This is a genomic window from Arthrobacter sp. zg-Y1110 (assembly GCF_025244865.1).
Classification (GTDB): Bacteria; Actinomycetota; Actinomycetes; order Actinomycetales; family Micrococcaceae; genus Arthrobacter_B.
On record NZ_CP104272.1, the window covers coordinates 2,262,507 to 2,279,294 of the forward strand.

At 67.1% G+C, this 16,788-nt stretch carries 17 protein-coding genes; 2 read left to right on the forward strand and 15 right to left on the reverse strand.

Going from position 1 to position 16,788, the window contains the following annotated elements:
* Position 1 precedes the first annotated feature (1 nt).
* The 14 genes from rplS to ftsY all read right to left on the reverse strand — a co-directional run bounded on the left by rplS (position 2) and on the right by ftsY (position 11,004).
* Positions 2–361: a 50S ribosomal protein L19 gene (rplS, locus tag N2K99_RS10565; RefSeq protein WP_146364401.1), complete on the reverse strand. Its 360-nt coding sequence runs from the start codon at positions 359–361 to the stop codon at positions 2–4.
* 239 nt (positions 362–600) lie between these two features.
* On the reverse strand, positions 601–1,380 hold the full coding sequence (gene trmD, locus N2K99_RS10570) for a tRNA (guanosine(37)-N1)-methyltransferase TrmD (protein WP_227923667.1): 780 nt from the start codon (positions 1,378–1,380) through the stop codon (positions 601–603).
* Positions 1,381–1,941: a ribosome maturation factor RimM gene (gene rimM / locus N2K99_RS10575; RefSeq protein ID WP_227933732.1), complete on the reverse strand. Its 561-nt coding sequence runs from the start codon at positions 1,939–1,941 to the stop codon at positions 1,381–1,383.
* 168 nt (positions 1,942–2,109) lie between these two features.
* On the reverse strand, positions 2,110–2,352 hold the full coding sequence (locus N2K99_RS10580) for an RNA-binding protein (protein ID WP_146364407.1): 243 nt from the start codon (positions 2,350–2,352) through the stop codon (positions 2,110–2,112).
* Position 2,353: 1 nt separating this feature from the next.
* Positions 2,354–2,761: a 30S ribosomal protein S16 gene (gene rpsP, locus N2K99_RS10585; RefSeq protein ID WP_227923663.1), complete on the reverse strand. Its 408-nt coding sequence runs from the start codon at positions 2,759–2,761 to the stop codon at positions 2,354–2,356.
* Between the two features lie 194 nt (positions 2,762–2,955).
* Positions 2,956–3,837, reverse strand: a complete 882-nt coding sequence (locus N2K99_RS10590; protein ID WP_227933733.1) for a VOC family protein — start codon at positions 3,835–3,837, stop codon at positions 2,956–2,958.
* Between the two features lie 57 nt (positions 3,838–3,894).
* A complete protein-coding gene (locus tag N2K99_RS10595; RefSeq protein ID WP_227923659.1) occupies positions 3,895–4,431 on the reverse strand; it encodes a DUF3592 domain-containing protein in 537 nt (178 codons plus the stop codon).
* 35 nt (positions 4,432–4,466) lie between these two features.
* Positions 4,467–4,970 carry a GNAT family N-acetyltransferase gene (locus N2K99_RS10600; RefSeq protein WP_227933734.1) on the reverse strand — a complete coding sequence of 168 codons (504 nt, stop codon included), beginning with the start codon at positions 4,968–4,970 and terminating at the stop codon, positions 4,467–4,469.
* Positions 4,970–5,542: an alpha/beta fold hydrolase gene (locus N2K99_RS10605; RefSeq protein ID WP_227923654.1), complete on the reverse strand. Its 573-nt coding sequence runs from the start codon at positions 5,540–5,542 to the stop codon at positions 4,970–4,972. Before N2K99_RS10605 ends, N2K99_RS10600 begins: the two co-directional genes overlap by 1 nt.
* Positions 5,543–5,550: 8 nt before the next feature.
* Complete coding sequence (locus N2K99_RS10610; RefSeq protein WP_227933735.1) at positions 5,551–6,096, reverse strand: NUDIX domain-containing protein; 546 nt, start codon at positions 6,094–6,096, stop codon at positions 5,551–5,553.
* 117 nt (positions 6,097–6,213) lie between these two features.
* Positions 6,214–7,797, reverse strand: a complete 1,584-nt coding sequence (gene ffh / locus N2K99_RS10615) for a signal recognition particle protein (protein WP_227923649.1) — start codon at positions 7,795–7,797, stop codon at positions 6,214–6,216.
* A 174-nt stretch (positions 7,798–7,971) separates the two neighbouring features.
* Positions 7,972–8,310, reverse strand: coding sequence for a P-II family nitrogen regulator (locus N2K99_RS10620; protein ID WP_227923647.1), 339 nt, complete (start codon positions 8,308–8,310; stop codon positions 7,972–7,974).
* The gene (locus N2K99_RS10625) at positions 8,307–9,605 is read right to left on the reverse strand and encodes an ammonium transporter (RefSeq protein ID WP_227933736.1); all 1,299 of its coding nucleotides are present in this window, start codon (positions 9,603–9,605) and stop codon (positions 8,307–8,309) included. The genes N2K99_RS10620 and N2K99_RS10625 overlap by 4 nt, the downstream gene beginning before the upstream one ends.
* A 211-nt stretch (positions 9,606–9,816) precedes the next feature.
* The gene (gene ftsY / locus N2K99_RS10630; RefSeq protein WP_227923642.1) at positions 9,817–11,004 is read right to left on the reverse strand and encodes a signal recognition particle-docking protein FtsY; all 1,188 of its coding nucleotides are present in this window, start codon (positions 11,002–11,004) and stop codon (positions 9,817–9,819) included.
* Between the two features lie 62 nt (positions 11,005–11,066).
* Between ftsY and N2K99_RS10635 the strand changes: the two genes are divergently transcribed.
* Positions 11,067–12,296 (forward strand): MFS transporter, encoded by a 1,230-nt coding sequence (locus N2K99_RS10635; RefSeq protein WP_227923633.1) that lies wholly within the window; start codon positions 11,067–11,069, stop codon positions 12,294–12,296.
* Positions 12,293–13,024: a glutamine amidotransferase gene (locus tag N2K99_RS10640; RefSeq protein ID WP_227933737.1), complete on the forward strand. Its 732-nt coding sequence runs from the start codon at positions 12,293–12,295 to the stop codon at positions 13,022–13,024. Before N2K99_RS10635 ends, N2K99_RS10640 begins: the two co-directional genes overlap by 4 nt.
* Here N2K99_RS10640 and smc read toward each other — a convergent pair.
* On the reverse strand, positions 13,021–16,638 hold the full coding sequence (gene smc / locus N2K99_RS10645) for a chromosome segregation protein SMC (RefSeq protein WP_227933738.1): 3,618 nt from the start codon (positions 16,636–16,638) through the stop codon (positions 13,021–13,023). The two genes, N2K99_RS10640 and smc, sit on opposite strands and share 4 nt — an antisense overlap.
* Positions 16,639–16,788 lie beyond the last annotated feature (150 nt).

The following is a 16,788-nucleotide window of genomic DNA, read 5'->3' on the forward strand; positions in this document are numbered from 1 at the left end:
GTTACTTGGCGGGACGGAAGTCGCGCTTTTCCTTGATCTTGGCTGCCTTGCCGCGCAGATCGCGCATGTAGTACAGCTTCGCGCGGCGGACGTCACCCTTGGAGACGACCTCGAGCTTGTCGATGACCGGGGAGTGTACCGGGAAGGTACGCTCAACGCCGACGCCGAAGCTAACCTTGCGGACCGTGAAGGTCGCGCGGAGGCCATCGCCCTGGCGCTTGAGCACGAAGCCCTGGAAGACCTGAACACGGGTGTTCTTGCCTTCGATGATGTTTACGTGAACCTTGACCGTGTCACCGGCGCGGAACTCGGGGATGTCCGTACGCAGGGACGCTGCGTCAACAGAATCTAGGATGTGCATTGTTTATCACTCCTGGTGAACGCCACAGGTCATTCACTTTGGTAACGGCAGCAAGAATGCGCCCCCAAAATGCGGGCTGCACGGATGCTGTCGAAGTTAGTAGACCGGCAGGACCTAGGATGGAATGCCGGTGTGTACATATCTGTTGGCCGCGTTCCCCCTGTGGCAGGTACGGACCCAGATGACACAACTCCCCATTTTGCCATACGCATCCGAACGGCACCAATCCGGCGCTGCCGTCAGGCGGGCGGGCAGACCCTGCCGTCGCGTATTTCGTAGCCCAGAGCCGCCAAAGTGGCCCGGTCGGCCTTGTCCAGCGACGCGGCGTCGAGCTTTTCGATCAGATCGGGCCGGCGTGCCGCGGTGCGCCGCAGCTGTTCGTCCCGCCGGAACCGGGCGATCTTGCCGTGGTTGCCGCTGAGCAGGACCTCCGGGACGGCACGCTCGCGCCAGGCCGAGGGCTTGGTGTAGACCGGGTATTCCAGCAGCCCGTCCGAGTGGGATTCCTCCACCAGGGACTCGGGATTCCCGACGACGCCGGGCACCAGCCTGCCTACGGCCTCGACCATGGCAAGCACCGCGACCTCTCCGCCGTTGAGCACGTAGTCTCCGAGGCTGACGGGACGGACGTCAAAGCGTTCCCCGGCCCATTCCAGCACCCGCTCGTCGATTCCTTCGTAGCGGCCGCAGGCGAAAACAAGGTGCTTCTCCTCGGCCAGCTCGTAGGCCATGGCCTGCGTGAAGACTGCACCGGCCGGCGAGGGGACGATCAAGACCGGCCGCTCGTCGCCGTCGCCCGCCACCGCGTCCAGCGCGGCGGCCCAGGGCTCGGGCTTCATGACCATGCCCGCTCCCCCGCCGTAGGGGGTGTCATCCACGGTACGGTGCCGATCGGTGGTGAACTCCCGCAGGTCATGCACGGCCAGGTCCAGCAGGCCTTCCTGCCGGGCCTTGCCGATCAGGGACAGCTCAAGGGCTGCCAGATACTCCGGGAAAATACTGACGACATCGATGCGCACTTACTGCCCGGCTTCCTTCGTGTCGGCCGGGGCCGCGTCCTTCTTGTCCTCGGGCTTATTCAGCTCAAAGAGCCCCTCCGGCGGAGTGAGCAGGACATAGCCGTCCTCGATATTGACTTCCGGAACGATGGCCTCGACGAACGGTACGAGGATTTCCTCGCCGCGGCCGTCCTCAACCACCAGCAGGTCCTGGACGGTGAGGGTGCGCAGGCCGCTGACGGTGCCGACGACGTCGTCGCCCACCCGTGCCTTCAGGCCCACCAGTTCGTGTTCGTACCAGCCCTCGTCGTCGTCCTCGTCCACCGTTTCGGTGTCGATGAACAGCTTCACGCCGCGCAGTTCCTCTGCGCCGTTGCGGTCCGTGATTTCTTCGAAGCCCAGCAGCAGGATGTCCTTGTTCCAACGCGCACTGATCACCGTCAGCGGGCCCTTGGCAGCCGGCTCTACGGTGAGCTCCGTGCCCGGGACAAAGCGGTCCTCGGGTGCGTCGGTCAGCACCTGGACGGTCACTTCACCGCGGATGCCGTGCGGCTTGCCGATGCGTGCCACCTGTAACTGCATGGATTCTCCTCTGTGGGGTTTTCGTCGCCTGGATTGGCCGGCGCCTGAAAAAAATCCGGCCCCTTCACCATTATCTGGTGTCGGGGCCGGATCCTGTGTACTGCTTTACTTCCGGTACTGCAGTGAAGAACTGTTCGCTTCCGCTGCGCCGTCGGTGATCATTTTAGATCAGCGGCGCCGGTCCGTGTCCACTACGTCCACTCGGACCTGCTCACCGTTGGCAAGGGCTGCGATGACCGTGCGCAGTGCGCGTGCGGTCCGTCCCTGCCTGCCGATGACCCGGCCGAGGTCGTCCTGGTGAACCCGAACCTCGAGGGTTTCCCCACGGCGGTTGCTCTTGGCGGAAACCTTGACGTCCTCAGGACTGTCAACGATTCCGCGCACGAGGTGCTCCAGCGCTTCAGCGAGCAAGTTACTCTGCCTCAGCCTCGGTGGAGGCCTCGGGGGCCTCTTCCTTCTTGGCCTTGGGGGTGATGGCCTCGGGGACAATCACGGACTTCTTTTCGGGAGCCACGAAGGCTTCCTTCGGGGCCTTGGTACGCAGGGTACCTTCCTGGCCGTCGATGTTCTTGAACTTCTGCCAGTCACCGGTGATCTTCAGCAGTGCTGCGACCTGCTCGGTGGGCTGGGCGCCGACGCCGAGCCAGTACTGCGCACGGTCCGACTTGATGTCGATGTACGACGGCTCTTCGGTCGGACGGTAGAGTCCGATTTCTTCGATGGCACGGCCATCGCGCTTGGCACGGGAATCCATGACAACAACGCGGTAGTGTGCTGAGAACTTCTTGCCAAGGCGCTTAAGGCGAATCTTTACGGCCACTTTTGTGGTCACTCCTGATCTGAAATGGGGCGAACCCGTACTTCTGCTCCCGTGGGGCGGGCCATAACGTTGGGGTTCAAAAGGACAAGATGCATGCACGGAGAGAGGGCCCGCGCAGATCGAGTACCTGACCATTGTGCCAGATGACTTCATCTTTTGCGACTCGCGCGGCCGGAACGGATTTCCGCGGATTTTCAGCCGACGGCAACACGCAGCCGGTTGCGCCACGGGTCCTCAAAGCGCAGCTCGGCCCCGGTGGAGTGGCTGGAAATCCCGGCAACCCGAAGGCGGTCCGCAAGCCCGGCGACGTCGTCGGCGGTTGGAACGCTAATCAGCACCTCGCCCAGGCCCAGCGTGTCGCGGCGCGGTCCGGCGCCGCGGCTGTTCCAGACGTTCATCGCCATGTGGTGGTGGTAGCCGCCGGCGGAGACAAAGAGGGCCTGCCCGTGGAAACCGGCGGTCCGCTCGAACCCCAGCGTGTCCACGTAGAACGCGGCAGCGGTTTCCGTGTCGCCTACCTGCAGGTGAACGTGCCCGACGGCGGCATCGGCAGCGGAGAGTCCGTCCAGTGCCGCTTCGGTGAGATGGTTGCGGAAGTAGGCCTGCGGAGACAGCGGCAACGACGCCATCCGCACTTCCCTGCCGGCCTCCGTCCGATCCCAGTCCCAGGTTTCGCGCGGCTTGTCATAGTAGAGCTCGATGCCGTTGCCTTCGGGATCGGTGAAGTAGAACGCCTCGCTGACGAGGTGGTCCGCGGAGCCGACAAAGGCCGACGGGTCATACCGGGCCGCAGAGGCAACGGTGGCAGCAAGGTCTGCCTGGGTTTCGAAGAGGATGGCGGTGTGGAACAGTCCGGCCTCGCCGCGGGAGGCCACCTGCAGTCCGGGCGCCGGCGCCAAATGCACCACTGGGACGCTTCCGCGCCCCAGATACTGGCCGCCGTCGGCCTCCGCCACGATCTCCAGCCCCAGGGCACCGCGGTAATAGGCGGAGACCTTTGCCAGGTCGCCCACCTTGAGCATTACCGTGCCCATGGCGAGGTCGGCGGGCAGGCGGTCTTTTACTTGAAGGTTCATGCAATGAGATTACTTGAAGCTTCATCTAATTCCAAGCCCCCTGGAACGCCGGCACGACTAGACCGTCTGCGCCTCCTTCTTTCTCCTGGCTTTGATGGTCTGCTCCACCATGACATACGTGAAAAAGCCGCCGATGACCGTGAAGAGGGTCAGGAAAATAACCGGTGGCACGTAGGACCTCGTGTCTCCCTCGACAATGGCTTCGTCGGGATCGTCGGGATCATAGAACACAGTCTTTTCGGTACCTTGGAGCTTTTCCGTCAGCTCCTCCCGAGGCCCATCGCGCCATTTGCTGTAGCTTTGCGAGTCTTCAACGGTTCCTTCTGTCCCGTTTTCGGCGGTGAATGAATACGTCATTATTGCGCTGCGGCCGCTGCTTTTCCGGCTGCCGTTGGAAAACCGAACGTCAGTGACAGTGCCGGTCGTCCTGACGTTTGCGGATACGAGCTGATGGCCGTTATGGACGGACGAGATCCAGGGAAGTCCCACCGCAAGGCCGAAAGCCGGGATGGAGATCACCAACAGATGGGCGATCAGCGTTCCGATGATCTCGGTTCTGCGCGCTCTGGGGTCGGAGGTGGGTTGATCGGCCATGAGGGCATCATGACACACGCAGCGGCACGGCCCGGTTACCGCCGCAGCGGGGCACGCATGGCCACTCGTCGTCCAATGGAATCCAGTCCAAGACTGATTTCGTGTTGCCGCAGCGCCGCCAGTTCGCCGTCGGGTTCAGAGACAACTTCGAAGCCGCAGCTGGCGTAGAACGGGGCGTTGAACGGCACGTCCGCAAAGGTGCACAGCGTCATTGAGGTGTAGCCGTGCTCCCGCGCCCAGCCGAGAGCGGCCTCGACCAGTGCCCGCCCGAGCCCGGCACCGGCGGCGTCGGGGTGCACGGAGAGCTGCTCAAGGTGGGCCTGTCCGTCAACCTCCTCCAGGCGGGCGAAGCCGACGGGTGGCTCGCCCGCAACCAGGATGCGGCGGGCAGCCGCGAGCTCCCGCCCAGTGGCCGCAGCCGGAAGCTCCACGGAGCCTGCGGGCAGCATCCCGTCCAGCAGCGTGTCCGATGCTTCCTCCAACGAGGGCAGCACGGGAAGATCGCCGGGGCCGGCACTCCGGATGGACGGTCCGCCCATCAGTTGGCCCCGATCCGGCTGACGGAGGCCAGGAACTCCCGGATCGCCTGCCGTCCGGCATCCGTGTCCTGCGGGCGGTGGTTCCCGCCGACCTGCCGGTGCTCGGCTCCCGTCGAGACCAGGAAATCCGCCACCTCTTCGTACAGCGGCTCCCATCCGCCGGTAAGGACGAGGGTGGGGACACCCGGAACAATGTCCAGCGGAGCGTCGTCAAAGAGGGGCTGCAGCAGGTTTCGGTGGGCTGCTGTGGCCGGCAGGTCGCGGGTCAGGGAGAAGACCGCAGGCTCGCACAGGACCAGGGACGAGACCCGAGCCGGATCGCGGAGTGCCGCCAGCATGGCCGGAACCGCGCCGGCCGAGTGCGCCACCAGGTGCCCGCCGTCGGCCAGCTCCTCCCGGATCAGGGCGATGTCCGCTTCCACGTCCGGAGGCAGCGGCTCGGCGACGGCGTCATAGCCATGGCGCCGAAGGAACAGGCAGTCATAGTCCAGGGCAAGCCCGTGCTGCCGGGGCCACGCGGCCGCGCCGAAACTGCCGGCGCCATGCACAAACACCACTCGGTCCCGAGCCAAACCCACTCCTAATGTCCAAGAATTCCGGAGAAGCCCTCCAGCGGCGGCATCATCCTGCGCAGCGACGGCGCGGCGACCGGCCCCGCGGTGACAGGCTCACCGTTCACAAGCTCCACCATGGTGCCCAGTTCCAGGGCTTCCAACGCGGCTCCCCACTCCCCGCCATGCCCCTCGTCCCCCGCACCGCAATCCGCCAGGGGAATGAAGCCGGCCTCCCATTCCCCGCCGGCTCCGGTAAAGGACGTCACGGAGGTGGACAACGTGCCGCCGTCGAACAGGAAATCGATGGAGTCCGCCTGTCCCTGGGTGCCCTGCACGCAGTCCAGCACCAGCACGCGGCCGACGTCGAACTCGGGATCCAGGGTTGCACGGGCAATGCGGCGGGCGGCGGAGCGTGGATCCTCCCCGCCCTTCACCACTCCTCCCGGCAGCTCCCAGGCCTTGCCGTTGCGCAGCATCAGCACCCGGGCGTCGCTGGTGCGGATCAAGACCCGTACGGTGATGCTGCGCCGGAAGACCGACCCGTAAAAGCCGCTCAGTCCCTGTGCCGCCATGCTGGTCCCTTCCTCTGGTGCCGAACTTCGGCGCTGCGCCGTGAAGGCACGCATCCGCCATTAAACACACAACGCCGGACGAGTAGTCCGGCGTTGTGTGGGGGTGCGGTACAGACCCTACTTACCGAGGAACTTGTCGAAGCCCTTGGGCAGGTTCAGCGAGGACGGGTCGAAGTCCGCTTCCTGGCCGCCGAAGGCGCTGCCGGTGGGCAGGGCCTGCCGGGCGCCCGCACGCCGGGCCTCCGCCTCTGCCCGTTCCTGGGCAGCCTTGGCCGGGTTGCCCGACTTGGCCTTCTTCTTGCCCTTGGCTGCCTGCTGCTTCTTGCGCGCGCCGCCGAACCCGCCGGGTCCTGCCATGCCGGGCATGCCCGGAATGCCGCCGCCGGCAGCCATTTTCTTCATCATCTTCTGCGCCTGCACGAAACGCTCGAGCAGGCCGTTGACCTCGGAGACGTGGACGCCGGAACCGCGGGCGATGCGGGCACGCCGGGAGCCGTTGATGATCTTGGGTGCTACCCGCTCGTGCGGGGTCATGGAGCGGACAATCGCTTCCACCCGGTCGATTTCGCGTTCGTCGAAGTTCTCCAGCTGCTCACGCATGCCGGCGGCGCCGGGCATCATCATGAGCATCTTCTTCATGGAGCCCATCTTGCGGATCTGCTGCATCTGGGCGAGGAAGTCGTCGAGGGTGAAGTCTTCCTGGTCGGCGAACTTCTTCGCCATCCGGTTGGCTTCGTCCTTGTCCCAGCTCTGCTCGGCCTGCTCGATCAGGGTCAGGACGTCGCCGAGGTCCAGGATGCGGCTGGCCATGCGGTCCGGGTGGAAGACCTCGAAGTCGGTCAGCCCCTCGCCGGTGGAGGCGAACATGATCGGCTTGCCGGTCACCGACGCCACGGACAGTGCGGCACCGCCGCGGGCGTCGCCGTCGAGCTTGGTGAGGACCACGCCGGTGAAGTTGACGCCCTCGTTGAAGGCCTGCGCCGTGTTCACGGCGTCCTGGCCGATCATGGCGTCAATAACGAACAGGACTTCGTCCGGGTTGATCGCAGCGCGGATGTCCGCGGCCTGCTGCATCAGTTCGGCATCCACGCCCAGGCGGCCGGCGGTGTCGACAATGACGACGTCGTAGAGCTTGGTGCGTGCTTCCTCGATGCCCTGGCGGGCGACGGCGACCGGGTCGCCGGTGGCTGCCTCGAACTCGGAGGAAACGCCGGGGTGCGGCGCGTAGACGGGGACGCCGGCGCGCTCACCGTTGACCTGCAGCTGGCGGACTGCGTTCGGGCGCTGCAGGTCCGCTGCGACCAGCAGCGGGCTGTGGCCCTGGGACTTCAGGTGCTTGGAGAGCTTGCCGGCGAGGGTGGTCTTACCGGCACCCTGCAGGCCAGCGAGCATGATGACCGTGGGCGGGTTCTTCGCCAGGCGCAGCCGCCGGGTCTCGCCGCCGAGGATGCCCTTGAGCTCCTCGTTGACGATCTTGACGACCTGCTGGCCCGGGTTCAGCGCCTGCGAGACCTCCAGGCCGAGGGCGCGTTCCTTGACGGTAGCGGTGAAGGCCCGCACCACCGGAACGGCGACGTCGGCGTCCAGCAGGGCGCGGCGGATCTCGCGAACGGTGGCATCGACGTCGGCCTCGGTGAGCCGGCCCTTGCCGCGGAGATTCTTGAAGGTTGAAGTCAACCGGTCAGACAGTGAATTGAACACGTGCCGCGCACTTCTTTCGTCAGTTCTTCGCCATGTTTGGCAGGCCCAGCTGTTAAGGGTACCAAGCCGGTCCCGCTATTCGCCCCTCCTGCCCCGGCGGATCGCTTCGCCGGATCGCAGGACCGCCCGGCTGGAGCACCAGCCGGGCGGTAGGTTCCTTTCGCTGCCGGAGCGCTAGAGGGCCGAGTCCCCCCGCTCCCCCGTCCGGACCCGGAGGGCTTCCTCCACGTTCACCACCCAGACCTTGCCGTCACCGGCCTGGCCCGTGTTGGCCGTGGAAACCAGGACATCCACAATGTCGTTGACCCAGTCATTGGCCACCAGGATCTCCACCCGGACCTTGGGCAGCAGGTCCACGGTGTATTCGGCGCCGCGGTAGACCTCGGTGTGTCCGCGCTGGCGGCCGTACCCGTTGGCGGAGCTTACGGTCAGGCCCTGCACCCCGTAGCTCTCCAGGCTTCCCCGGACGGCGTCAAGCTTTTCCGGCCGGACAATAGCGGTTACGAGTTTCATGAGTTGACCGTCTCCTTGGTTGTGGTGGCGCGTGCCGAGTCCTGGAAGGGGCTGAAGGAGCCGCCGGTGCCGAGTCCGCCGAATTCGTAGGCCGTTTCGGCGTGTTCGCTCAGGTCGACGCCGTTGACCTCGTCCTCCTCCGAGATCCGGAAGCCCATGGTCTTGTGGATCGCCAGGCCGATGAGCAGCGTGAGGACTCCGGAGAAGACAATGGCCACTGCCGCGGCTGCTGCCTGGGCGCCGAGCTGACCCAAACCGCCGCCGTAGAACAAGCCCCCGCCCGCGCCGTCGACCGGCAGGGCGATGAAGCCCAGGGCCAGGGTGCCCGCAAGGCCGGCGACGAGGTGCACGCCGACGACGTCGAGCGAGTCGTCATAACCGAACCGGAATTTGAGCCCGACGGCGAGGGCGGACAGGACACCGGAGACCAGGCCGAGCCCCACCGCGGCGAGCGGGCTGACGTTGGCGCAGGCCGGGGTGATGGCCACGAGTCCTGCCACGACGCCGGAGGCGGCTCCGAGCGACGTCGCGCGGCCGTCGCGCAGCCGTTCGGTCAGGAGCCAGCCGAGCATCGCTGCGGCCGGTGCGGCGAGGGTGTTGATCCAGATCAGCCCCGCTTCTTCGGCAGTGCCCGCGGCGCCGCCGTTGAAGCCGAACCACCCGAACCAGAGCAATGTGGCGCCGAGCATCACGAAGGGGATGTTGTGCGGACGCTGGTTGGGGTCCTTCCCGAAGCCCTTCCGCTTGCCGAGGATCAGGGCCAGGACCAGTCCCGCCACGCCTGCGTTGATATGGACCACGGTGCCGCCGGCGAAGTCGATGGCTTCACCGACCACGGAGCCCACGGCACCCTCGGCGCCGAGGAGTCCGCCGCCCCAGACCATGAACGCCAGCGGGCAGTAGACCAGGGTTACCCAGACCGGCACGAATACCGCCCAGGCGCCGAACTTGGTCCGGTCGGCCACCGCGCCGCTGATCAGGGCAACGGTGATGATGGCGAACGTAGCCCCGTAGCCGGCGGTGATGAGGTCCTCGCTGCCGAGGATGTCTTTCAGCCCGAAGGAGGTGAAGGGGTTGCCGAACAGTCCGGCGATACCGTTCCCGCCGGTCATGGAGAAGCCCCAGAGGATCCAGACCACGCCGATGAGTCCGATCGAGACGAAGCTCATCATCATCATGTTCAACGCGGCCTTGGCGCGGGTCATGCCGCCGTAGAAAAATGCCACGCCCGGCGTCATAAGCAGCACAAGTGCCGCCGAAACCATTACCCAGACGTGACCTGCTGACAGATCCATCTTCACGTCCCTTCACATATGGCGGGCATCTCCCGCACAACGAACTCTGCCGGGGCCAGATTTCCGTCCGGGCCCGGAGGTGTTGCCGGGACGTTACAAACCCGGCCCTGAGGTAAAAGGATCGTGACAACGACGTTTCGGAAACGTTTCCGGACACGCAAAAGCCCCGCCTCCCTTGCGGGAAACGGGGCTGTGCGTTCGAGTGGCCTGCCTAGCCCAGCAGCGCGTCCACGAAGCTCTCCGCTTCGAACGGGGCCAGGTCGTCGGCACCCTCGCCCAGTCCCACGAGCTTCACGGGCACGCCCAGGGTCCGCTGGATCGCGACGACGATGCCGCCCTTGGCGGTACCGTCCAGCTTGGTCAGGACGATGCCGGAGATGTTGACTACCTCGGCGAAAACCTTCGCCTGGGTCAGTCCGTTCTGGCCGGTGGTGGCATCAAGGACCAGCAGGACCTCGTCCACGGCGGCCTGCTTTTCGATGACGCGCTTGACCTTGCCGAGCTCGTCCATCAGGCCGACCTTGTTCTGCAGCCGTCCGGCGGTGTCAATCAGGACCACGTCGACTTCACCCTCGATGCCGGCCTTGACCGCTTCGAACGCTACGGAGGCGGGGTCTGCGCCGTCGATCTCGGAGCGCACGGTGGGTACGCCTACGCGCTGTCCCCAGGTGGCCAGCTGTTCGGCGGCGGCGGCACGGAAGGTGTCGGCAGCACCCAGCAGCACGTCCTTGTCTTCGGCCACGAGTACGCGGGCCAGCTTGCCCACGGTGGTGGTCTTGCCGACGCCGTTGACGCCGACGACCATTACGACGGCGGGGGTCTCGGCGTGGCGGGTCACTGCCAGGGAGCGGTCCATGGACGGATCGACCAGCTTGATCAGTTCCTCGCGCAGCATCGCATGGACTTCCTGCGGATCCTGGCTGCCGGAGACCTTGACCCGCTGACGCAGCGCGTCCACGAGTTCCATGGTGGGTTCGGTGCCCAGGTCGGCAAGGAGGAGGGTTTCCTCAATCTCGTCCCAGACGTCTTCGTCGATCGTGTCGCGGGAGAGCAGCGCCAGCAGCGCCTTGCCCAGCGCGTTGTTGGATTTCGCCAGCCGTGCCCGCAGCCGGGCCAGGCGGCCCTGCACCGGTTCAGGCGTTTCGATGGTCGGCGCCTGCGGGGCAGGGGCTTCCTCGAGGTCACGCAGGTCATCCGGGACGACGACGTCGGTCTCCCCCGGCGGTGCCTCCAGGGTGTCGGTGCCGCCGCCGGTTCCGGTGACCGGATCGTTGGCGTCCCGGCGGGTGGGGTACATGCTCTTGGGTGTACGCCGGGTCCGTACCAGCAGTGTCGCGGAGAAGCCGACAACGGCGATCGCAACAAGGACATAGATCACTATCGAAAGGGTCTCATTCACGCTCCCAAGCTTCTCACATGCCGCTCATCCGATCCCCTGGGATCTGAGAGAATCGCCTTATCATGGTGCGCTCTTCCAGAATCCGAATCCCGCAGGAAATCCAGGTCCTCATCGCGGCCGCCTTCGTCATAGCCCTTGGCTTTGGCCTGGTGGCGCCGGTGCTGCCGCAGTTCGCGCAGAGTTTCGACGTCGGCGTCACGGCTTCCGCCGTCATCGTCAGCGCGTTTGCGTTCACCCGGCTGGTGTTCGCCCCGGCCGGCGGCATGCTGCTGGAAAAGCTCGGCGAGCGCCCGGTCTACATTGCCGGCCTGCTGATCGTGGCCGTGTCCACTGCCGCATGCGCCTTTGCGCAGAGTTACTGGCAGCTCCTGGTCTTCCGCGGCCTGGGCGGCATCGGGTCCACCATGTTCACCATCTCGGCCATGGCGCTGATCATCCGGCTCGCACCTGCGGAGATCCGCGGCAGGGTTTCCAGCGCCTATGCCTCCTCCTTCCTGCTGGGCAATATCGGCGGCCCGCTGCTCGGCGGCCTGCTGGCCGGATTCGGACTGCGTGTTCCGTTCCTCGTCTACGCAGCCGCGCTGGTGCTGGCCGCCGGCGTCGTCTTCCTCCGGCTGAAGGACGCCCGTCCGGTGGCCGGCCCCGGTGACACCAAGCCCGCCGCGTTGCCGGTACTGACCGTCACGGAGGCGCTGCGCGATCCGACGTACCGTGCGGCGCTGGTGTCCTCCTTCGCCAACGGCTGGTCCTCGTTCGGTGTGCGGAACGCCCTGGTTCCGCTGTTCGCTGCCGCGGCGCTGTCCGCCGGACCGGAGGTGGCAGGCATTTCCCTGACGGCCTTCGCTGTGGGCACCGCCGTCGTCCTGACGTTCTCCGGCCGGCTGGCCGACAGCTGGGGCCGCAAGCCACTGGCCCTTATTGGACTGGCTGTGAACGCCGCGGCCACCGCGTTGATGGGCTTCAGCTCCAGCGTGCCGGAGTTCCTGATCATCTCCGTCATCGCCGGCATGGGCACCGGCCTGCTCAATCCCGCCCAGCAGGCCGCCGTGGGCGACATCATCGGCAACGGGCGCAGCGGCGGAAAGGTCCTGGCCACCTTCCAGATGGCCAGCGACACCGGTGCCATTGCCGGTCCCATCCTCGCCGGCATGCTCGCCGATTCGCTGGGCTACTCCTGGGCGTTCGGCGTCACCGGTGCCATTGCCGCCATGGGCTTCATCGCCTGGCTGACGGCGCGGGAGACCCTGCCTGCCCGGAAAGCGGCCCCGGCCCCCACTACCATCGAGGAATGAAGCCTTTCCTGCTCCTGGCCACCCGCGCCGAAGATGACGCCGCCGACGAGGAGTACGCCTCTTTCCTGCGCTTCGGCGGGCTTGACGAGGGCCAGCTGCACCGGGTCCGCCTGGAAGCCGGCCCGATGCCGCCGGTGGACCTGAATTCCTACAGCGGCGTAATTGTGGGCGGCGGCCCGTTCAACTCGAGCGATCCCGAGGAGTCCAAGTCCCCGGTCCAGCTGCGGGTTGAGTCGGAGATGGCCAAGCTGCTGGACGACGTCGTGGCCCGCGACTTTCCGTTCTTCGGTGCCTGCTACGGAGTGGGCACGCTGGGACGGCACCAGGGTGCAACCGTGGACCGCCGGTACGGCGAGCCGGTGGGCCCGATCGAGGTCCGGCTGACGCCCGAAGGCCGCCGCGACCCGCTGTTGGAAGGCGTACCGGACACCTTCGCCGCGTACGTGGGGCATAAGGAGGCCGTCGCCGAGCTCCCGGCGCGGGCGGTGAACCTTGCCGGCTCGGCGACCTGCCCGGTGCAGATGTTCCGGGTGAAGTCCAACCTGTACGCCACGCAGTTCCACCCCGAGCTGGACGTCGCCGGGCTGCTGACGCGGATCTCCGTGTACCGGCATGCCGGCTATTTTGAGGCGGACGAGGCGGAGACGGTGATGGACGCCGTCCGCGGATCTGCCGTGCACGTGCCGCCGCGGGTGCTGCGCAACTTCGTGAGCCGTTACGCGTCCTAGCTCCGGACGGCTTCGGGCCCCGTCCCGCGCTCGATCCGCTGGCTGATAACGGTGGAGACCCCGTCGCCGCGCATGGTCACGCCGTAGAGCGCGTCCGCCACTTCCATGGTGCGCTTCTGGTGGGTGATGACGATCAGCTGGCTGGACTCCCGCAGTTCTTCGAAGATGGTGAGCAGCCGGCCGAGGTTCGTGTCATCCAGCGCGGCCTCCACCTCGTCCATCACGTAGAACGGCGAGGGCCGGGCCTTGAAGATAGCCACCAGCAACGCCACGGCCGTCAGTGAGCGTTCCCCGCCGGAGAGCAGGGAAAGCCGCTTGATCTTCTTGCCGGCCGGCCGGGCATGGACCTCGATTCCGGTGGTCAGCATGTTGTCCGGATCGGTCAGCACCAGCCGCCCCTCTCCGCCGGGGAACAGCGTGCCGAAGACATGCTTGAACTGCTCGGCCGTGTCCCGGTACGCGGCGGTGAAAACCTCTTCCACGCGGCGGTCAACGTCGGCAATGATGTCCAGCAGGTCCTTCCGGGTGGCCTTAAGGTCTTCCAGCTGCGTGGACAGGAACTGGTGGCGTTCCTCCAGGGCGGCAAATTCCTCCAGCGCCAGGGGGTTGACCTTTCCGAGCGCCGCCAGGTCCCGCTCGGCGCGCTTCAGCCGTTTCTCCTGCTCCGCCCGGACATACGGGATGCCGTCCAGGAGCGGATTGCCGTCCTCGTCCACGGGCGTGCGCAGTGCCGCCCATTTGTCGCCGCTGACCGGCTCGGCGGGCACCGGGACCGGCTGGTCCGGCCCGAAGTTCGCCACCAGGTGCTCCGCGGTCATGCCCAGCTCCTCGAGGGCGCGGGCTTCGAGGGTCTCGATGCGCAGCCGCTGCTGTGCACGGACCAGCTCGTCGCGGTGGACGGAGTCCGTGAGCCGTGCCAGTTCCGCAGCGGCGTCGTTGTTCGCGCTGCGGACGGCGGACAGCTCGGCTTCCTGTGCGGTCCGGGCTTCCTCCGCACGGCTGCGTTCCTCGGCAGCCAGTGCCAGGGAAACCTGCAGGTGTGCCAGTACTGCTTCTGCCGCCGCGCCGACGGCAACCGCGCGGGCATGCTGTCCGGCACGGCGTCGGGCCCGTTCCGCGGCTGCAGCCCGGGCCCGGCGTTCGGCTCCGGCAGCGCGTTCCAGTGACTCCGCACGGCCGGCTACGGCCTTGAGCTGTTCTTCGGCTGAGCGCAGGCCCAGGCGGGCATCCATTTCAGCCTGCCGTGCCGACGCAGCGGCGAGCGCCAAAGCGTCCCGCCGGTCCGCAGACGGGTCTTCTTCGGGCCGGTGTTCCTGGCCTGCTGCGGCGAGGCGCTCGGACACGGCCGCCAGTTTCGCTTCTTCCGCCACGACGTTGGCTTCTGCTGCCGCCACCAGGGACGAAAGCCGTTCGGCCTCCCCCGAGGCGGCGCGCAGGGCGGAACCCAGAGTGCCCAACCGTTCAGCTACCGCGGCCAGCCGTGCGTCGGACTCATGCAGGGCCGCGAGCGCGGCGTCCGCCCGCTGCCGGCAGGCCTCGACCCGCGCGGCCGCCTCACCGATGCCGGTGCCGGCTTCCTCCGCCCGGGCGCGTGCCGCTGCCAGGCGGGCATCCGTTTCCTCCACCGCGGCGGAGATTTCCAGCAGCCCCGGGGCAGACGCGGATCCGCCCCGGGCGCTGAAGGCGCTCAGCACATCCCCGTCGGGCGTCACCGCGACGGCGCCGGGCGCGGCGGCCACCAGGCTCACGGCGGAGGGCAGATCGGGGACTGCCACGGCATTGCCCAGCAGTGCGTTCAGCGCTTCCTGCACCTTGGCATCGGCACTCACCAGGGACAGCACGGGCACCGCGCCGGCCGGGAGATCCGCGGGCAGTTCCGCTGCCCGGGCCGGTGCCCCGCCCAGCAGCAGTTCCACCTGTCCCTCGCCCGTGTCCTTCAGGTGCTGCAGGGCCCGGCCCGCGGCGTCGAGGTCCGCGGCGGCCAGGGCGTCCGCTGCGGATCCCAATGCTGCCGCCACTGTCCGTTCACAGCCCGGCTTGACGCTGACCAATTCCGCCAGCGGTTCCAGCACGCCGTCCACCCCGGCCCCGCGCAGGGAGGCGCTGCCGTCGCGCCGGTCCAGGCCGACGGCGAGGGCCTCACGGCGGGCAGCGAGGTTCTCGGTTTCGCGGACTGCTTCCCGCTCGGCCTGCTGCAGGTGCCGGAGTTCCTGCTCGGCCGCTTCGAGGGCTTCCTGTGCTTCCTCATACGCGGCATCGAGGTCCGCTTCGCCTGCCTCGGCGCCGGCGGCGGACCCTTCCAGCTGCTCGAACTCTTCCCGGGCACGGGTACGGCGTTCCTCGGCAGCGGTGATCGAGGCCCGCAGCCGGCCCGCTTCGGACTGCGCCGAGGCCACCCTCGAACGGGCGGCTTCCACCGAGCCGGTCAGCCGGGCCAGGCCCTCGCGCCGGTCCGCCGCGGCCCGGAGCAGCCCGGCGTACCGCTTTTCCTCCGCAGCCGCTTCCTCTTCGGCTGCCTCGCGGATCTCCACGGCGTCCTCCAGCCGTGCCCGCCGGTCTTCGATTTCGGCGTCCAGGGCCGCAGCTTCCGCGCGTACCCGGTCCGCGGAGGCCTGCAGCTGTTCCGGGTCCCGGCCGCTGCCGGCCGCGGGTTCCGCTGCCCCCAGCAGCCGGGCACGCTCGGCCGCAAGCGCGCCAAGGGAACGGAACCGCTCCTGCAGCGAGGACAGTTCGTACCAGGTGTCCCGTGCGGCGTTCAGCTGCGGTGCGGCCTGCGCAGCCAGTGCCTCGAGTTCGGACTGCCGCTTCCGGCCCTCTTCCACCGCAGCCTCCACTACCGTGCGGCGTGCCTTCAGGGCCGACTCATCGGCTGTTTCCTTTTCGTAGGCAGCCCTCAGGGTGGCCAGGTCATCGGCCAGCAGCCGTGAACGGGCATCCCGGACATCCTGCTGTACCGTCTTGGCCCGGCGGGCGACGGCGGCCTGTTTGCCCAGCGGTCCCAGCTGGCGCCGCAGTTCGGCAGTGAGGTCGGTGACGCGGGCGAGGTTCGCGGCCATGGCGTCCAGCTTGCGCAGGGTTTTTTCCTTGCGCCGCCGGTGCTTGAGGATTCCGGCGGCTTCCTCGATAAAGCCCCGGCGTTCCTCCGCTGAAGCGTGCAGCACCTTGTCCAGCTGGCCCTGCCCGACTATGACATGCATCTCACGGCCCAGGCCGGAGTCCGAGAGCAGTTCCTGGATGTCGAGCAGGCGGCAGGGGCTGCCGTTGATGGCGTACTCGGATCCGCCGGTGCGGAAGAGCGTGCGCGAAATGGTGACTTCGGAGTATTCGATCGGCAGGGCGCCGTCGGCGTTGTCGATGGTCAGCGACACCTGGGCCCGTCCCAGCGGCGCACGGCCGGAAGCGCCGGACGTGCCCGCGAAGATCACGTCTTCCATCTTTCCGCCGCGCAGCGTCTTGGCACCCTGTTCGCCCATCACCCACGCCAGGGCATCCACCACGTTGGACTTCCCGGACCCGTTGGGGCCAACCACCGCCGTCACACCGGGTTCGAACTCAAAGGTGGTGGCCGATGCAAAGGACTTGAATCCTCGCATGGTCAGGGTCTTCAGATGCACGGGGGTTAATCTCTCCTGCCGGGGTTGATTCCTTAAATCTACGCGGTTAGCGTCAAAATTCCGCTCTACTCGGAGAGCGTAATCCGCCTTTTGCCTGCGGAATCGCGGGGCCGGTAAGTAGGCTTCTACAAGAGTCATATGATTTTAGGG

Excerpts from the sequence above, each read along its gene's own strand:
- N2K99_RS10620 (WP_227923647.1), bottom strand. The coding sequence starts at position 8,310 with ATGAAACTCGTAACCGCTATTGTCCGGCCGGAAAAGCTTGACGCCGTC.
- N2K99_RS10635 (WP_227923633.1), top strand. The coding sequence starts at position 11,067 with ATGGTGCGCTCTTCCAGAATCCGAATCCCGCAGGAAATCCAGGTCCTC.
- N2K99_RS10625 (WP_227933736.1), bottom strand. The coding sequence starts at position 9,605 with ATGGATCTGTCAGCAGGTCACGTCTGGGTAATGGTTTCGGCGGCACTT.
- N2K99_RS10610 (WP_227933735.1), bottom strand. The coding sequence starts at position 6,096 with ATGGCGGCACAGGGACTGAGCGGCTTTTACGGGTCGGTCTTCCGGCGC.
- N2K99_RS10640 (WP_227933737.1), top strand. The coding sequence starts at position 12,293 with ATGAAGCCTTTCCTGCTCCTGGCCACCCGCGCCGAAGATGACGCCGCC.
- rimM (WP_227933732.1), bottom strand. The coding sequence starts at position 1,941 with ATGCAGTTACAGGTGGCACGCATCGGCAAGCCGCACGGCATCCGCGGT.
- rplS (WP_146364401.1), bottom strand. The coding sequence starts at position 361 with ATGCACATCCTAGATTCTGTTGACGCAGCGTCCCTGCGTACGGACATC.
- N2K99_RS10595 (WP_227923659.1), bottom strand. The coding sequence starts at position 4,431 with ATGGCCGATCAACCCACCTCCGACCCCAGAGCGCGCAGAACCGAGATC.
- N2K99_RS10600 (WP_227933734.1), bottom strand. The coding sequence starts at position 4,970 with ATGGGCGGACCGTCCATCCGGAGTGCCGGCCCCGGCGATCTTCCCGTG.
- N2K99_RS10590 (WP_227933733.1), bottom strand. The coding sequence starts at position 3,837 with ATGAACCTTCAAGTAAAAGACCGCCTGCCCGCCGACCTCGCCATGGGC.